General features: G+C 72.1%; 12 protein-coding genes, 1 tRNA gene and 1 pseudogene. 7 read left to right on the top strand and 7 right to left on the bottom strand.

The window, feature by feature from the left end:
- Nucleotides 1–106: 106 nt before the first annotated feature.
- The 4 genes from IE182_RS13715 to IE182_RS13700 form a co-directional block, all read right to left on the bottom strand.
- Nucleotides 107–1,531, bottom strand: coding sequence for a Cys-Gln thioester bond-forming surface protein (locus tag IE182_RS13715; protein WP_190110068.1), 1,425 nt, complete (start codon nucleotides 1,529–1,531; stop codon nucleotides 107–109).
- Nucleotides 1,532–1,767: 236 nt separating this feature from the next.
- On the bottom strand, nucleotides 1,768–2,220 hold the full coding sequence (locus IE182_RS13710) for a single-stranded DNA-binding protein (RefSeq protein ID WP_190110067.1): 453 nt from the start codon (nucleotides 2,218–2,220) through the stop codon (nucleotides 1,768–1,770).
- Nucleotides 2,221–2,390: 170 nt separating this feature from the next.
- On the bottom strand, nucleotides 2,391–4,319 hold the full coding sequence (locus tag IE182_RS13705; protein WP_190110066.1) for a GTPase: 1,929 nt from the start codon (nucleotides 4,317–4,319) through the stop codon (nucleotides 2,391–2,393).
- Nucleotides 4,316–5,947 (bottom strand): dynamin family protein, encoded by a 1,632-nt coding sequence (locus IE182_RS13700; protein ID WP_190110344.1) that lies wholly within the window; start codon nucleotides 5,945–5,947, stop codon nucleotides 4,316–4,318. The genes IE182_RS13705 and IE182_RS13700 overlap by 4 nt, the downstream gene beginning before the upstream one ends.
- A 305-nt stretch (nucleotides 5,948–6,252) precedes the next feature.
- On the opposite strand from IE182_RS13700, the gene IE182_RS13695 reads away from it, so the two are divergent.
- Nucleotides 6,253–6,325 (top strand) — tRNA-Arg (locus tag IE182_RS13695).
- Between the two features lie 13 nt (nucleotides 6,326–6,338).
- Nucleotides 6,339–6,779: a YjbQ family protein gene (locus IE182_RS13690; protein ID WP_373303561.1), complete on the top strand. Its 441-nt coding sequence runs from the start codon at nucleotides 6,339–6,341 to the stop codon at nucleotides 6,777–6,779.
- 24 nt (nucleotides 6,780–6,803) lie between these two features.
- Here the strand turns inward: IE182_RS13690 and IE182_RS13685 are convergent.
- Nucleotides 6,804–7,269, bottom strand: a pseudogene (locus tag IE182_RS13685) (DUF5994 family protein).
- Nucleotides 7,270–7,534: 265 nt separating this feature from the next.
- On the opposite strand from IE182_RS13685, the gene IE182_RS13680 reads away from it, so the two are divergent.
- From IE182_RS13680 to IE182_RS13665, 4 genes are read left to right on the top strand one after another with little or no spacing between them, the layout of a single operon-like run.
- Nucleotides 7,535–8,107: a DUF5994 family protein gene (locus tag IE182_RS13680; RefSeq protein WP_190110064.1), complete on the top strand. Its 573-nt coding sequence runs from the start codon at nucleotides 7,535–7,537 to the stop codon at nucleotides 8,105–8,107.
- Nucleotides 8,104–8,373 carry a hypothetical protein gene (locus IE182_RS13675; RefSeq protein ID WP_190110063.1) on the top strand — a complete coding sequence of 90 codons (270 nt, stop codon included), beginning with the start codon at nucleotides 8,104–8,106 and terminating at the stop codon, nucleotides 8,371–8,373. Before IE182_RS13680 ends, IE182_RS13675 begins: the two co-directional genes overlap by 4 nt.
- Nucleotides 8,374–8,420: 47 nt before the next feature.
- The gene (locus IE182_RS13670; RefSeq protein ID WP_373303553.1) at nucleotides 8,421–8,717 is read left to right on the top strand and encodes a hypothetical protein; all 297 of its coding nucleotides are present in this window, start codon (nucleotides 8,421–8,423) and stop codon (nucleotides 8,715–8,717) included.
- Nucleotides 8,714–8,962, top strand: a complete 249-nt coding sequence (locus tag IE182_RS13665) for a hypothetical protein (RefSeq protein ID WP_190110061.1) — start codon at nucleotides 8,714–8,716, stop codon at nucleotides 8,960–8,962. The genes IE182_RS13670 and IE182_RS13665 overlap by 4 nt, the downstream gene beginning before the upstream one ends.
- Nucleotides 8,963–9,154: 192 nt before the next feature.
- Here IE182_RS13665 and IE182_RS13660 read toward each other — a convergent pair whose 3' ends face one another.
- Together IE182_RS13660 and IE182_RS13655 are read right to left on the bottom strand one after the other, a co-directional pair.
- The gene (locus tag IE182_RS13660; protein WP_229844794.1) at nucleotides 9,155–9,616 is read right to left on the bottom strand and encodes a hypothetical protein; all 462 of its coding nucleotides are present in this window, start codon (nucleotides 9,614–9,616) and stop codon (nucleotides 9,155–9,157) included.
- Between the two features lie 107 nt (nucleotides 9,617–9,723).
- Nucleotides 9,724–10,557, bottom strand: coding sequence for an alpha/beta fold hydrolase (locus tag IE182_RS13655; RefSeq protein ID WP_190110059.1), 834 nt, complete (start codon nucleotides 10,555–10,557; stop codon nucleotides 9,724–9,726).
- Between the two features lie 331 nt (nucleotides 10,558–10,888).
- On the opposite strand from IE182_RS13655, the gene IE182_RS13650 reads away from it, so the two are divergent.
- Nucleotides 10,889–16,494 (top strand): non-ribosomal peptide synthetase (locus IE182_RS13650; protein ID WP_190110058.1); only part of this gene is annotated, 5,606 nt, incomplete at its 3' end.

Here is a 16,494-nt window from a genome sequence, read left to right as displayed (position 1 = left end):
CATCTTGCCGTACGGGAAGCCCTGGGCGGAAACGCGTTGTATCCCGGCGGGCCGGTGACCGGAGCGACGCCCCGGTCACCGGTCGTGCACCGGGCGTGACGCGCCCCTACTGCCCTGCGGTGTTCTTCCGGCGGAGGAGGAAGACGGCGCCGCCGCCGACCACCATGAGCGCGATGGCCACACCCGCAATGACGGGCGTGGCGCTGCTGCTGCCGGTGTTGGCGAGGTCACCGCCCGTGGTGGAGCCGGTGGAGCCGCCGGTGGTGCCGGCCGGGGCGCTCGGCGAGGCCGAGGGGCCGCCGGAGCCGCCCGTGGCACCCGAGCCGCCGGTGGTGCCGGTCTCGGCGGTCCTGCAGTCGAGGATGCCGGAGAACGTCTTGGAGAAGCCGTTCGGACCCGTGACCGTGATCTTGTACGCCTGGTCCTCGCCGACCTTCACCAGGGTGGTCTCGGAGCCGCCGGGCCTGAGGGTGTGCTTCTTGCCGTCGAGCTCGAAGGTGAAGGGCTGGTCACCCTTGTTGTCGGCGGTGATCTCCACGCCGCCCTTCTCGCAGCTCTTCCTGGCGGTGAGGGCCGGTATCGCGCCCTTGGTGGCCCAGGTGGCGGTGGCGGTGGCGGAGACGGTGCTCTCGCTGGAGCCGGCCAGGATCATCGTCTGGGTCCGGGTGTGGTCGCCGATGAAGGCACGGCCGACGGGGACCTTGGTGGCGGCGGTCGCCTTGAGCGAGGCGGAGCCGTCGGGGGTGCCGGCCGGCACGTCGAAGTAGAGCTCCCCGCCGTTGGCCGTGGAGGTCAGCGGCTTGCCGGCCTTGTCGACGACCTGCACCTTCCTGGCGGCGGCGTCCCCGGTGGGGGCGACGGCGACGCTGCCCGCGTTGGTGTGCACGGTGACCGGGCCGATGCGCTGGCCGGACTTGCCGGAGACGGCCGGCGGAGTGAGCGACAGGGACGCCTTGGGCTCCTCGACGTTCTCCGCGCTCTTGGTGAGGTAGTCCGCGAGCTTCTCGGCGGCGGGGCTCTTGGCGTCGACCTTGACGTTGTCCGAGTAGCGCCAGATGGCGACCTGGGTGCCGGTGGCCGCGGTGTTGGCGTCCAGCTTGTCGGCGCCCGCCGCCTTCGCCAGCGCGGTGAGGTCGTTGACCTGCGGGTAGGAGTGCTGCAGGATCCAGCGGATCTTCCCCGCGTTGGCGTTGTTGTGCAGGGACGACTCGCTCCAGCCCGTCTCCTTGTACTTCGCGCCGCCGACGGTGTTGGTGAGGATGTCGATGCAGTACGTCTGAAGCGTGCCGCCGCCGTCGACCTTCATCTCGAACAGCCCGGCCATGACGTCCCCGGTCTTGCGCCGGTCCTGCACGACGGCCCCGCCGCCGGCCGTGATACGGCCGAGCATGGCGGTCACGCCGCCCTGGTTCTGCGACGCCTCGTCCGCGGCCGCCGGACCAGCCAGGGCGACCGTGCCGCCGATTGCCAGGCCGGACGCGAGGATCGCCGATGCAAGGCGCGCGGCGCCCCGCCCCTTTACAGAGTTCATGGATTTCCTTTCGAGCGGGCACGGCCATCACAAGATCAGGTGCAGACCACTGCGGACGCGCCCCGCCGGGCAACTCAAAACTCAGAAGCCCCCGTTGCTATGCACGGGATCCTAAGGAGCGGGCGCAACGTGATCCCCGAAGATGCGTTCGCACTACCGATCCGAATCGGAATCGTTATCGCATAGGCGCATGAGCCCTGGAATTATCGATAAATCCCCGGGACAAATGCCTCATTTCAGAGGGATGGTGCCGCCTCCGCCACGTCTCGCTCCGCGGAAGCCCTCGTCGGAGCGGGGGTCGTGAGGGGCTTCGGCGCCTGCGCCACGGCCGGGGAGACCCGGCGGAATGCCGAGGTGCCGCGCGCCAGGTCATGGCCGATCGACAGGGCGTCAATGTCCGCCGAGAGCCAGCGCTTTCCTTCGCGCTCCTGCTCCTGAATTCTCAACTTTCCTTGGACGATCAGAGGTTCACCGACCGTCACCGACCCGACCACATTCGCTGCCAGGGCCCGCCATGCCCACACTGTGTAAAAGCTCGTGTACGCATCCGTCCATTCCGCGCGTTCCCGGTCCCAGCGGCGCACGGTCGCCGCGAGCCGGAAGCGGGAGACCGCCGCGCCGTTCGCCGCCTCGCGGAAATCCGGCGGCGTGGCCACGTTGCCCACGACCGTCACCAGCGTCTCGTTCATCGAAAACCCTCCCCCGTCGGCTGATGACGTCATGGTGCCCCCGATCGCCGGAGCCTGCCGGGCCCTGTGGACGGACGCCCGGTTGTGGACAACTCCGTCACCCGCAGGGGTTGCATCCGCCCGCAGGGGTGCCTCCGCCCTCAGGGGTGCGGCGCCGTGGCAGGTGGCGGCTACGCCTCGCCCGCCGCGATCACGAACTGCGCCCGGACCTCCCGGTACCGCAGGAGCTCGGCCGCCACCGGCTCCAGGACCCGCGCCCGCCCGCAGCCGGCGGCCGCCCCGCGCAGGCGGCGTTCGGTCTCCAGCCCGTGGCCCCGCGCCGGGCCGCGCGCCGCCAGGCGGCCGCACCACGCCAGCACCGGCCCCCCGAGCGTGCCGCCCGCCATCAGGGCGCCCGGCACCCACCACGGACCGGCGAACTCCCCCGCGAGCAGGCCGCCCAGCCAGACCAGACCCAGCAACTGGAGCGCCGACAGCGCCCCCTGCCCCGCCGCGATCGCCGCCCACCAGCGGGGACGACCCGGCCTCGGCGCCGCGCCCCCGCGAGCCCGCCCGGCGCCCGAGCGCCCCGGGGCCGCCCGCCCGATGCCCGTGGGCCACACGCCCGTACGGCCGCCGTCGGCGCGGCCCTCGCCCGTGCGCGGGCCGCCCGGCAGGCCCAGGCCCGCGCGCCGCGTGCCCGTCGCCGCCGCCGTGGTGGCCGCCGCGGCCACCTCGTCCAGCGCCTCCGCCAGTCCCTCCGCCCCGCGCCCCGCCGCCTCGCGGACGGCCTGCGCCCAGGGGCCGGGCAGACCGGCGGACGCCTCGTAGGCCAGGGCCCGCACGGCCTGCTCGACCAGCGGCCGGGACGCCGTGCGGCGCCGCGACGGCGTGAGGGGGCCGGAGTCGACCACTGCGGAATCCGTGCTTCCGGTGGCCGGTCCCCTGGCGCCCAGCACCCTGAAGACCTGCCCGCGGCCCCGCTCCGTCCAGCACCGCAGCCGCGTCCACGACGTCCCGCAGGCCCGCTCGGCGTCCCGCCGCCAGGCGCGTTCCGCCGCCAGGCCCGCGGCCTGCGCGCCCACCGCCTCCGCCAGCCGGTCCTCGAACTCCTGGCGGGCCCGTTCCGTCAGCCCGGGCCGCCCGTCCGCCACGTACGCCGAACGCAGCCGCGCCGAGACGCCGTCCACGTCGGCCGTCAGGCGCAGCTCCGCGGCGTTGCGGCGGGCCACGAACAGCCCGAGCGCCTCGCGCAGTTCACCGACGCCCGCGCCCGTCAGCCCGGACAGCGCCAGCACCGCGGCCCCCGGCTCGCCGTGCTCGCCGAGCGCGATCCCGTCCTCGTCCAGCAGCCGCCGCAGGTCGTCCAGGACCTGGTCCGCCGCGTCCTCCGAGAGCCGGTCGACCTGGTTGAGCACGACGAAGGTGACCTCCGCGTAGCCGGCCAGCGGCCGCAGGTAGCGCTCGTGCAGCACCGCGTCGGCGTACTTCTCCGGGTCCACCACCCAGATCACCGCGTCCACCAGCCCCAGCAGCCGGTCGACCTGTTCCCGGTGGCCGGCCGCCGCCGAGTCGTGGTCGGGCAGGTCGAGCAGGACGAGCCCGCTCAGCGCGGGGTCGTACGGGCGCACCGGCTGCCGCCGCGCCCGGGCGGGGATGCCGAGCCGGTCCAGCAGGCCGTCCGCGCGGTCGGTCCAGGCGCAGGAGATGGGCATCGCGGTGGTCGGCCGGCGCACCCCCGCCTCCGAGAGCTGGGCCCGGGCGAGGGCGTTGAACAGCGTGGACTTGCCGCTTCCGGTCGCGCCCGCGAGGGCCACGACCGTCAGGTCCAGCGCGTACCGGTGCCGGGCGGCCGCCTCCTCCAGCACCCGGCCCGCCTCGGCGAGGGTGCGGCGGTCCAGGCGCGCCCGGGAGAGCCCGACCAGCTCGCGCAGGGCGTCGAGCCGGGGCCGCAGCACCAGTCCCGCGGGGGAGGGCGAGGCCGCGACGCGGGGGACGGGGGGCGGCGGGGGCGGCGGCGGTGCCGTGCGCTGGGGGGCGCGTTCGGGCCGGTTGCGGCGCGCGATCAGCCCGTCGTTCCAGAAGCGGTTGACTTCGTCTGCTGTCGGCACGGCGGTCATGTCTCCTTCTGCAGTACGGACAGCGCCGCGATGAGCTCGACCTGGTGGTCGGGGGTCATGTTCAGGGCCTCCAGGGGGGCCGCCCTGCGGTCCCGCTCGGCGTCCAGGACCTGTTCGAGGCAGTCGGCCAGCAACTGCCCGCCCCGGTCCCGCAGCCGCAGCGCGCCCTGCGCGCCGAAGGTCTGCGCCAGCTGGTCCCCCGCCTTGGCCGCGCGGCGGCCGCCCAGCAGCGCCGCGGCCAGCAGTGCGGCGGTGCGTTCGCTCTCGGGCCCGCGGTCGCGCTCGGCGGCCCGCACCTCCTCCTCCGCGATCTCCTCCAGGCAGCGCCGCCAGCGGCGTACGGCCACGCCGATGCGGGCCCGGGCCCCGTCGGGGTCGGCGGGGGCGAGGGCCGTCGCGGCCGCCGGGTCGCTGCCGCAGGCCGCGGCGATCTCCTCGTCGGCGGCGTCGGCGGCGCAGCTCAGCAGGGCGATGACGGAACCGGTGAGGGCGGTGAGCAGCTCGTCGGGGGCGCTGTCGCGGGGGTAGCCGCGCCAGTGCGTGAGGGCGTCGCCGGCCAGTGCCTCGCCCGCCCCGATCTCGCGCCGCACGCGCTCGACGGCTCGCCCGTACGCGTCCTCGACGCGCTGCAGCAGCCGGACGGCCGCCGCGTGCTGTACGGCCGAGGCGCCGGCGAGGCCGGGCAGCCGTGATCCCAGCGAGGAGAGCACCCCGCGCGCGGTCCGGGCGGTGGCGACGGTGCGGGCGGCGGGGTCCTCGGCCTGCTGGGCGAGCCAGGCGCGCAGCCCGGCGACGGCGGTGGAGGGCAGCAGTCCGCCGCAGCCCGCGGACTCGGGGAGCTCGGGGATGGTGAAGCGGGGCACGTCGCCGAGGCCCGCGTTCTCCAGCAGCGCGTCGTACTGCCGGGACACCTCGACGGCCACCTGGTGCGGCACCCGGTCCAGGACGGTGACGAGCGTGACGTCGTACTCCTTGGCCGTGCGCAGCAGGTGCCAGGGCACCGCATCGGCGTAACGGGTGGCGGTGGTGACGAGCACCCAGATGTCGGCCGCGCAGACGAGGGCGGCGGCGAGTTCGCGGTTGCGGGCGACGAGGGAGTCGATGTCGGGCGCGTCGAGGAGGGCGAGGCCGCGGGGCATGGCGCGGTCGGTCTCGATGCGCAGGGAGAGCGGCCCGTCGTCGGCCGGCTCCTCCAGGGCGTCGGCGCCGGCGTCGTCCATCGCCTCCGCCTCGAACGCGGCTGCGGCGGCCTCCTGGTTCGGCACCCAGACCCGCTGCAGCTTCGGCAGGACGCGGTCGCCGGCGAACCAGTGGTGGTCATCCGGATGACACACCAGAACTGGCGTGCGGGTTGTCGGCCGCAGCACCCCGGCTTCAGTGACCCGGCGCCCCACCAGCGAGTTGACCAGAGTGGACTTCCCGGCCCCCGTGGACCCCCCGACGACCGCCAGCAACGGCGCTTCGGGGGCGCACAGCCGGGGCACCAAGTAGTCGTCGAGCTGCGCCAGGAGCTCGGCCCGGTTGCGACGGGCGCGGGCGGCGCCCGGGAGGGGGAGCGGGAAGCGTGCGGCGTCCACGCGGTCACGCAGTGCGGACAGCGCGTCAAGCAGTCGGGGCCGTACGTCCAAGGTCGCCACACGTGCAGAATGCCCAATTCTGGTGTGTTTTTGAAGCGTATAGCCCCTGGCGCGCGAGGCGTGGCGCAAGAGGCCCAGGCATAACGAGTAGACAACACCCCGCACCTGAGACGTCAAAAACGATGCGAAAATCGCACCTGCCTGCGATTATCAGGACCGCTTCACCGAACCTCCACATCGTGTCACGGAGGTGAAGCAACCGGGACGAGGTACGCGGAGCCCTATCCTTGTCCCCGGCAAGGTCACGGCACCACCGAGCCCGGGGCTTCAGCCGTCCGCGACCGCCGCACACACCGGCCCCCGTAGCTCAGTGGATAGAGCAGGCGCCTTCTAAGCGCTTGGCCGCAGGTTCGAGTCCTGCCGGGGGCGCTCGCTCCACATTCTGCGCCTCTCCCCGCCAGGAGGGGCGTTTTCGGTACGCCGCCCGGAGGGCGGTGACGGTGACCGGAGTCCCGGCGGAACACCCCGTCCAGCCGTCAGCACTGCTCCTGTACAGCGAGTACCGGTGAACCAGGACGGGCTGCTGAACGTCCTCACCTCGCACGCGACGTCCGGCCTGGCCGTCATCGAGACCGGGGCCGGCAGTGACGACGACCTGCTGGCGGCCTTCCGTGAGGTTCTTCGCGCGGACGACCGCTGGCAGGACCGCCACGGCGGTGCGGGTCCCGGCCGCGACCACATGCTCCCGGCCCTCGTCCCGCCCCACGCCACGCTGCCCGTGGTCGGCGGTGAGCTGGAGCTGGGGGCCTCGCAGTCCGTCGTTCTGGTGACCACCGGCCGGGACGCCCCCGGCCGAACGGTCCGGCTGTCCTTCCTGGGCTGACCGTACGCCGCGCTGCCCGGACGTTCAGGTCTGCGGGGTGCTGCCGGTGTCGATGAGGATCTGTTCGGCCTGGGTGATGTTGTCGGCCCGTACGGCCCTGGCCATCGCGGCCCGTGCCGCGTCGGGCGGGACCACCAGCAGGGCGAAGTGATCGCTGTCGCCCCGGGTGATGAGGACCGTGGCGTCACCGACGGGGGAAGGAATCGAGGTGGACGACCCGGTCGTCGACGGTCAGCCGTGTGGGGAGCTCCTCCCAGGCGCTCGCGTCCAGGCCGACGCGCGTGATGGGGCCGAGGTGCTCGGTCAGGGCGGTGATCAGGGCGGGAAGCTCGGAGCCGATGTCGCGGGAGCGCGGCCACCACGCGCCGTCCAGGATTCCTCCGCGCTCCTGCGTCGTCTCCAGCCGCAGGAGCGCCGTTCCGGGTTTCACGGCGTGGTGGATCGCGTCCGGCAGAAGTCCGGGGAGGCGCGGGGCGTCGGAATCGGCCATGGTCGCTCGCCTGTCTCCGAGAACTCGCCTGTCTCCGAGAATTCGACGTGCTCGCAGTACCCTCACCGCACTCCGCGGGTCCGGCGGCAGGCTCGTTCGGCGGGGCCGAACGCACACCTGCGCTCCCCGGGGAATCGCCGGGCCGCGGACGGCCCCGGAACCGACGGCAGGAGTAGGGTGAGAAGACCGGGAGCACTTCGTACATCGTTCTCGGCGAGTCACCATGCCGGGCAGTCGACGACGAGCCCGGGGACAGGTCCGCATCATGACCGTGACCATCGACCGTACGACCCCTGACGACCGCGCTCCTGCGCCGCCCGCCCGCCTGTCCCTGACACCGGGAACGACGCCGGGAACGGCGCCGGGCCTGCTGGACGGCGCCTGGTGGACCCGCTCACGCGACCTCTCCCGCGAGCTCCCCGCGCTGGCGGAGAGGCTGGACCGCTCCTGGGGGCGGATCACCCGCGTCACGGTGAATCCGGCCTTCTGGCCCGTGATCCCGCGCAAGGTCCCCGTCACCGGACACACGGTGCACGTGGGCTGGTGCACCGACGAGCAGGACCCGCACAAGCTCCTCCTGTTCTCCCGCACCGCGGACCGCCTGGACCTGCTGATCATCCCGCCGGAGACCGGCCCGGCCGCGGCCGCCCGGCTGATGTCCGCCGCCACCACGCCCGGAAGCCTTCTCACCGCGAGCATGCTGATGGACGACGAACGGGCGGCGGACGACGCGGCCGAGTCTCGGGGCAGCGAAGAGGGATGGGAGACGGACGGCGGGACCGCGCCGTCACCGGCCGGGGAGCCGGCCGGGGATTCCCTCGCCGTTCGAGGGATGTGAGCACTGTGGAGACCGTCGTCACCCTGGTCGTGATCCTTGCCATGGTCGCCGCGGGAGCCCTCCTGATCCACCGGCTCAACGCTCAGCACGACGAACGGATCGCGGGCTTCCACTACAGCGGCGTCCTGCCGTGGCGTGACGGCAGGAGCCAGAACCGCCCGCGATCGGCGATCGACCCCGCCGGGCCTCTCCTCGCCCGTATGCGCCGCGAGCAACCGCACGGGGACCGCAGGCGACTTCGGCTCTTCTCCGGCCGGGGGCGGTGACCGTGACGTCCGCACGCGCATCGCACGTCCGCACACCGGCGGAGCCCGTGCCCCCGACAGGGCGCGCCGACATCCGCATCGTCGCCGCGTCCCCCGAGACCGCCCGCCGCGTCGCGGAAGTCCTCCGGCGCTGCTTCGATTCCACCGAGCAACGCAGCTACCCGGCCGGCCAGGAGGGCGGTACCCGGCTCCACCTCACGGTGGACACCACGCATCCCGCCGAGCCCGCGCGATCCTGGCTGGTGACCAGCCGGCCTCCGGCGGCCGACCGCCCGCAGGACGACGCGGCCTCCCCTCGTCCCGAAGGGCGGAGCGCACCCGAGGACCGTACGGTTGGCCCATGAGCGTCTTCATCAAGCTGGTGGAGAACCGCCCGCCGAAGGAATACGCGAACGACCGTACGGCGGACATCTCCTACGACGACACCGTCGAGGGCGGGAGCGAGATCACTTACCAGTACGACGTGCTTCCCGGCGGCACCCTGAGGATCCTGCGGGTCACCAGGGGAGAGGAAGCGGTCATCCATGCGGTCTACGCCCCGGGCCTGTGGTTCCGCGTCGAGGGCCTCTGCCGCGGTAGCACGGAATAGCGGCCCGAACGGAATTCGGACAAGGGATCGACGGTATGGACGAGGAGTCCGCCCCGGCAGGAAGGTGTCAGCTTCACCGCCGCGCGCACCTCTCCCGGAAGCAGCACTGTGTCACCCGGAAGCAGCACTGTGTCATGAGCAGGTGCTCCCTCCACCGGCCGCGTCCGTGCCGTCCCCGCACGACAGCGGCCGTCAGCCGGCCGGACGACAGCGGCGCCGGTAGTAGGCGTAGGTGAGGGCCAGCGTCATGGGGCCCCAGAGAGCGCACAGCCCGGTGACCACGTCCGCCAGCACCTTCCACCCTGTGCTGGTGTAGGCGACGCCCTCAAAGCCTCCGATGCGGAAGGCGCTGAGCACCCAGTCGACCAGCACGGCACTGAAGAGCAGCCCTCCGAACGCGGCGGGCACGATGGCCACGACCGGCGGGATGCGTCTGCCACCGGCAACCGGCACCCACTCGGGCACCACTTCGCCCCACCAGCTCACCAAACCGGAGCAGAGCAGCGCGAACGCTTCGGACAGCAGACTCAGCGCGAGGACATAGGGCACGGTCAGCCACCGCTCCCCCGATGCGGGCGGGACGTCCATTCCCATCATGCAGCCGAAACCGATGGGCAGCCGCCACAGGCACACTGGCAGGCCGATCAGAGGCATGAGGCGTGCGACGCGCTCCGCCCAGCGTGGGACAGGCCGCTCCGTTCGCCTGGCGTTCGCCGGCGGACGCCCACCGTACGGCCGGGGCCGTTCGTCGCCGGTCAACGTCACCGCTCCCGTGGTCCGGTCACCCTGCGCAGGACTTCCTCGGCGACGCGCTGCGGCGCCTGCTCCGGCTGCCAGTGCGAGACGCCCTCCAGGAGCACGAACCGATACGGGCCCGTGACGTGCTCGGCGGTCCGGTCCACGGCGACGCGGCTGGCCGCCATGTCACCGTCGCTCCAGATGTAGGTGGTCGGCACCGGGACCTGGCCGAGCCCCTCGTGCTCGGCCAGAAGGCTTCCGGAGCGGTACCAGTTCAAGGTCGCGTCCAGCACGCCGGGCCGGGTGTGCAGGTCCAGGTAGTGCTTCACGTGGTCGGGGTCGACAGCGTCGAACAACGACCGGAGAGGCTCGGCGTCGTCCGCCAGCAGCCCGGCCGTGCTCTCCGGCGAGGCGAAGTAGGCGAGGTATCCCGAACGCCGCCGCTGCTCGGGGTCGTTGCGGAGCGCGTACCAGAACGCCTCCAGGTGGGGGAAGGAGACCGCGGTCAGCGTGCGGACGCGGTCCGAGTGGCGGGCCGCCAGGTACCAGGCGACCACGGATCCCCAGTCGTGTCCGACCACATGGGCGGACTCCAGCCCGAGGGCGTCCAGGATGCCGAGGGCGTCACCGGCCAGCTGCGGCAGCGCGTACGCGTCCACGTCCGTGGGCCGGGCTCCGTCGCAGTAGCCGCGCTGGTCCGGCGCGATCGTCCGCAGCCCCGCGGCATGGAGCGCGGGCACGATCCGGTCCCAGGCGTGCCGGTTCTGCGGAAAGCCGTGCAGGAGCAGAACGGGCTCCCCGTCGGCCGGGCCGGACACCTCCACGTCAAATACCAGACCACCAACCGGTATCCGCATACGTATCCCTCTTTGCCTATTCGATCCGGAAGCCGGGGCCGCTGGCAACGGGTTATCGGGATGGCCCCGCCTTCGTGGTGGAAGACACCCGGCGCCCCGCACCGAGTGTCGGTGTCCGGCCGACCTTATCGGGCAGCGTGTCCGCGGAGCGATACACCTGACATCCAACTGCGCACCTCAGAAGGGGATGCACCGCCGCCCGCGCGGAAGTGGCAGCTTGCTGCAGCCGTGGTTGCAGCCCTACTGAGCCAACTGTTGAGTGACCACTGAGATGCGCTGAGATCCATCTGGGCGCAGGCACCTGCGCGATTATGGAGTGGGAGTAATTCACGTGAATAGCCGTGGCATCGAGGACGTTCTTCCACTGTCGCCGCTGCAGCAGGGTCTGCTGTTCCACGCGGTTTACGACGAAGAGACGGCCGACCTCTACGCGGTTCAGCTCGTCCTGGACATCGAGGGACCGCTGAATTCCGAATCGATGCGTTTGGCAGCAACGGCCCTGCTGCGACGGCACAGTAATCTGCGGGCGGCTTTCCTTCACGAGAAGTTCGAAACGCCGGTCCAGCTGATTCCCCGTGAGGTCGAACTCCCCTGGGCCGAGCTGGATCTCAGCGGGCTGTCCGAGGACGAACGCGGAGCCGAGTGGGACCGCTGGCTCGCCGCGGACCGCGCACGGCGCTTCGACCTCACCAAGCCGCCGCTGATCCGGTTCACCCTGGTCACCTTGACGCCCGGAACATACCGGCTGGTCATCTCCAACCACCACATCCTCCTCGACGGCTGGTCGATGCCCGTCCTGCTGCGCGAGATGCTGGAGCTGTACGGCACCGGGGGCGACGCCTCGGCACTGCCCCGTGTCACCCCCTACCGCGACTACCTGGCCTGGCTCACGAAGCAGGACGCGGAAGCAGCGCGGTCCGCCTGGTCCCGGGCGCTCGGCAGCCTCGAAGAACCGAGCCTGATCGCACCCGGCAACCGGGGCCGCAGCCACGACTTCCCGGAGCTGGTGACCACGGATCTGTCCCCGGCCCTGACCGGGGCCCTCGCCGCCCAGGCACGTTCGGGCGGACGCACCCTCAACACCCTGCTCCAGGCGGCCTGGGCCATCGTGCTGGCACAGCTGACCGGCCGTGACGACGTGGTGCTCGGTGCGGTCGTCTCCGGCCGGCCGCCGCATCTTCCCGGCATCGAGTCGATGGTCGGCCTCTTCATCAACACCGTGCCCGTCCGGGTCACCCTCGACCCGGCCGAGACGATCGGCGCCCTCGTCGACCGTCTCCAGACCGAGCAGGCCGCCCTCACCTCGTACCACCACGTCGGACTGATCGAGCTGCAGCAGCTGGCGGGGGTCGGCGACCTGTTCGACACCTGCGTCGTGGTGGAGAACTACCCCGTCGACACCGCCGACCTCAAGCTGCCCGACGACGGCATGCGCATCACCGGCTTCGACGGACACGACGCCACCCACTACGCGGCTTCGCTCACCGCCGTGCCCGGTGAGCGCCTGCACCTGCGACTGGAGTACCGGACAGACTGCTTCGACCAGTCCACCGCGGAGTCCCTCCTGGGCCGCGTCCTGCTGCTGTTGGAGCAGATCGCCGAAGGGGACACCACCCCGGTCGGCCGCCTTGAGCTGCTGTCGGCGACGGAGCGCGAGCGCCTGCTCGGCGAGTGGAACCCCGTGGCCCCCCGACTGCCCGAGACGACCCTCGTGGCGGAGTTCGAGGCCCAGGCGGCGCGAACGCCGGATGCCATCGCGGTGAAGGCGGGGGGCGCCGGCGTCTCGTACGCGGAGCTGGACGCCCGGTCGAACCGGCTGGCCCGGCATCTGATCCAGCAAGGCGTCGGCCCGGAGGACCTCGTGGCGCTGCTCCTGCCGCGCACCGAGGAGATGGTCGTCGCACTGCTGGCGGTGATCAAGTCCGGTGCCGGCTACCTTCCGGTGGACCCGGAGTACCCGGCGGACCGGATCTCCTACCTGCTGCAGGACGCCCGGCCGGTCATCGTCCTGTCGACCGCCGAGACGTCCCGGGCGCTCGATGCCGTGGCGCCCCAGGACAGGTCCCACCTGGTGCTCGGTTCGCCGGAGATGGTGGCCGCCCTGTCCCGGCAGTCCGACGAGGCCGTCACCGACGCGGACCGCATCACCGCGCTCTCGCCCTCGCACCCGGCCTACGTCATCTACACCTCCGGGTCCTCGGGACGCCCCAAGGGCGTCGTGATCCAGCACCGCAACGCCGTTCAGCTCCTCGACAGTCACCGCGCCGGCCTCATCGGCGCGGAGGAACTGGCCACGGGAGGCCGGCGGCTGAGCGTCGGACTGGTCAGTTCGTTCAGCTTCGACTCGTCAGTCGACAGCCTGATGTGGATGCTGGCGGGCCACGAACTCCACGTGACCAGCGACGAGGTGCGCCGTGACGTCGAGCTGCTGAACCGCTACGTGGCGGAGGAACGCCTCGATGTCCTCGACATCACCCCCACCCATCTCCAGCACCAGCTGGCAGCCGGCCTGATGCGCAACGCACAGCACCGGCCCCGCGTGCTGCAGATCGGCGGCGAGGGGAGCAGTGACGCGCTGTGGCAGGAACTGCGTGCCCTGCCCGACACCACCACGTACAGCATGTACGGGCCGACCGAGACCTCCGTGGACGCGCTCCAGACCCGGGTCGAGGACAGCCCCCGACCCTCGCTCGGGCGTCCGCTGCGGAACAGCCGCGTCTACCTCCTGGACGCACAGCTCCGGCTGGTGCCGCCGGGTGTGAAGGGTGAGCTCTACATCGCGGGCCCGAGCCTGGCCCGCGGCTACCTGAACCGTCCCGACCTCACCGCCGAACGGTTCGTGGCCAGTCCCTACGGAGAGCCGGGGGAGCGGATCTACCGCTCGGGCGACATGGCCCGCTGGTCGGCGGACGGATGTCTGGAGTTCCTGGGGCGTGCGGACGACCAGGTGAAGATCCGCGGTTTCCGGATCGAGCTCGGCGAGATCGAGGACGCCCTCTCCGCCCACGGCTCTATCGCTCAGGCAGTCGTCGTCGTTCATGAGGACCAGGCGGGCGACAAGCGACTCATCGCCTACACCGTGCCCGCCGAAGGCGGGACCGTCGACCCCGAAACGGCCAGGGGGCACCTTGCGGGCAGGCTGCCCGAGTACATGGTCCCCGCCGCGTTCGTCACCCTGGACGAACTCCCCCTGACCTCCCACGGCAAGCTCGACCGCAAGGCCCTGCCCGCGCCCGATTTCAGCCGCGACGCCGGCGGCCGTGCCCCTCGCAACGAGAACGAAGAGATCCTCTGCGGGCTCTTCGCCGACGTTCTCGGCCTCGACAGCATCGGCATCGACGACAGCTTCTTCAACCTCGGCGGCCACTCGCTGTCCGCCACCCGTCTCGTCAGCCGCATCCGCGCCGAACTCAAGGTCGAGCTGTCGGTGCGCAGCCTCTTCCAGTCGCCCACCGTGGCCGGGATCGCGGCGTTGATCACTTCCGCCGACCGGGCGCGCAAGCCCCTGTCCGCCATGGAACGTCCCGCCGAGATCCCCCTGTCCCCCGCCCAGATGCGACTGTGGTTCCTCAACCGGCTGGAGAGCGCCGGCGGCAACTACAACCTGCCCACGGCACTCCGGCTCGACGGCACGCTGAACGTGGCGGCCCTGGAGCTCGCCCTGGCCGACGTCGTCGCACGCCACGAGAGCCTGCGCACCGTGTTCCCGGACACGGACGGCCTCCCGCGCCAGGAGATCCTGCCCGTCACCGACGGACTGCTCACCCTGCACACCTCCACCGTCACGGAGGAGCAGCTGGCCCAGGACCTCGCCCTGGCCACGGCCACCCGGTTCGACCTGGCCACCGAGATTCCGATCCGTGCCCACCTCTTCCGGCTCGGCGAGGACGCCCACGTCCTGCTGGTGACGCTCCATCACATCGCCGGAGACGGCTGGTCCATGGGACCGCTCGCTCGGGATCTTTCGCGTTCCTACGCCGCACGGTGCGCGGGTGCGGCCCCCCAGTGGGAAGCCCTGCCGGTGCAGTACGCCGACTACACCCTCTGGCAGCGGGAGGTGCTGGGGGACGAGTCCGACCCCGACAGTGTGCTGACGCGACAGATCGCCTACTGGCGCACCGCCCTCGCCGGTTCCCCCGAAGAGCTGCCCCTGCCGACCGACCGGCCCCGGCCCGCCCAGCCGACCCGTCGTGCCGCCGACGTACCCGTGCGGCTGGACGCCGCCACGCACCGACGGCTGCTCGGCCTGTCCCAGGACAGCGGCAGCAGCCTCTTCATGGTGCTCCAGGCCGGAGTGGCCGCGCTCCTCACCCGCCACGGCGCGGGCACGGACATCCCGATCGGCTCGCCGATCGCAGGTCGTACGGACGCGGCGCTGGACGATCTCGTCGGGTTCTTCGTCAACACGCTGGTGCTGCGCACGGACACCTCGGGCGACCCGACGTTCCGGGAGCTCGTGGAGCGCGTACGGGAGACCGACCTGGCGGCCTACGCCCACCAGGACCTGGCCTTCGAACGCCTCGTGGAGCTCCTCAACCCGTCCCGTTCCCTGGCGCGGCACCCCCTCTTCCAGGTCTTCCTTTCCCTGCACAACAACCCCGTCACCGCCCTGGACCTCAACGGGGTGCGCGCCACCGACCAGCCCGTATCGCTCCACGACGCCCGGTTCGATCTGACCTTCGAGCTCGTCGAGACCCTGGACGAGAACGGAGACCCGGCCGGCATCCACGGGCGCATGGAGTTCGCGCGGGACCTGTTCGACGAGGGGACGGCGGAGCGGCTGGCCGGTGCTCTGGTCCGGCTGCTGAAGGCTGTGGCGGCCGATCCGGGTGTGCAGATCGGTGCGGTGGAGGTGCTGTCCGCACCCGAGCGCGCCCGGGTGCTGGACGAGTGGAACGCGACGGATCACGAGGTGCCGGCGGGAACACTGCCGGCCGCCTTCGAGGCCCAGGTGGCCCGGACCCCGGATGCCACCGCGGTGGTGTTCGAGGGCGATTCCCTGTCCTACGCCGAGTTGAACGCGCGGGCCAACCGGCTCGCCCATGAGCTCATCGAACGAGGCGTGCGGACCGGAGACTTCGTGGCGGTGGCCGCGCCGCGTTCGCTGGAGCTGGTGACCGCCCTGTACGCGGTCCTCAAGGCCGGCGCCGCCTACGTGCCGGCCGATCCGGACTACCCGGCCGAGCGCATCGGCTGGATCCTCGAGGACGCCGAGCCCGCCCTGCTGCTGACCACCACCTCCGTCGCGGACCGCCTCCCGGAAACAGGCGTTCCCCGGCTCCTGCTGGATGCCGAGGAGGGCAGGGCCGCAGGCCGGCCGGAGAGCGACCCGGTGCGAGAGCTGCCGGTCAACGCTCCCGCGTACGTGATCTTCACGTCCGGTTCGACGGGCCGTCCCAAGGGCGTCGTCGTCGGGCACGAGGGCATCCACAACCGGCTCGCCTGGGGACAGGACGCCTATCCCCTCGACACCACCGACCGGGTGCTGCAGAAGACGCCGTCCGGGTTCGACATCTCCGTGTGGGAGTTCTTCTGGCCCCTGCGCACCGGTGCCACCCTCGTCCTGGCCCGCCCCGAGGGCCACAAGGACCCCGCCTACCTGGCCTCTCTGATCCAGAACGAGCGCATCACCACCGCGCACTTCGTGCCCTCGATGCTCCAGGCGTTCCTCACCGAACCCGCCGCCGCGCGGTGCACGGGCCTGCGCCGGGTGATCTGCTCGGGCGAGGCCCTGCCCGCCGAGGCCGTCCACCGCTTCCACGCCCTGCTCCCCGGTGTCGAACTGCACAACCTCTACGGCCCCACCGAGGCATCCGTCGAGGTCACTTCACACCCCTGCACGCCCCGGACGGTCACCAGCACCGTGCCGATCGGGCAGCCGGTGTGGAACACCCGCACCTACGTCCTCGACGCAGCCCTGCGTCCCGCGCCCGTCGG

The sequence above is a fragment of the Streptomyces cinnamoneus genome (genome assembly GCF_014650495.1).
GTDB lineage: Bacteria > Actinomycetota > Actinomycetes > Streptomycetales > Streptomycetaceae > Streptomyces > Streptomyces cinnamoneus.
This window is presented reverse-complemented; position numbering and strand designations above follow the sequence as displayed.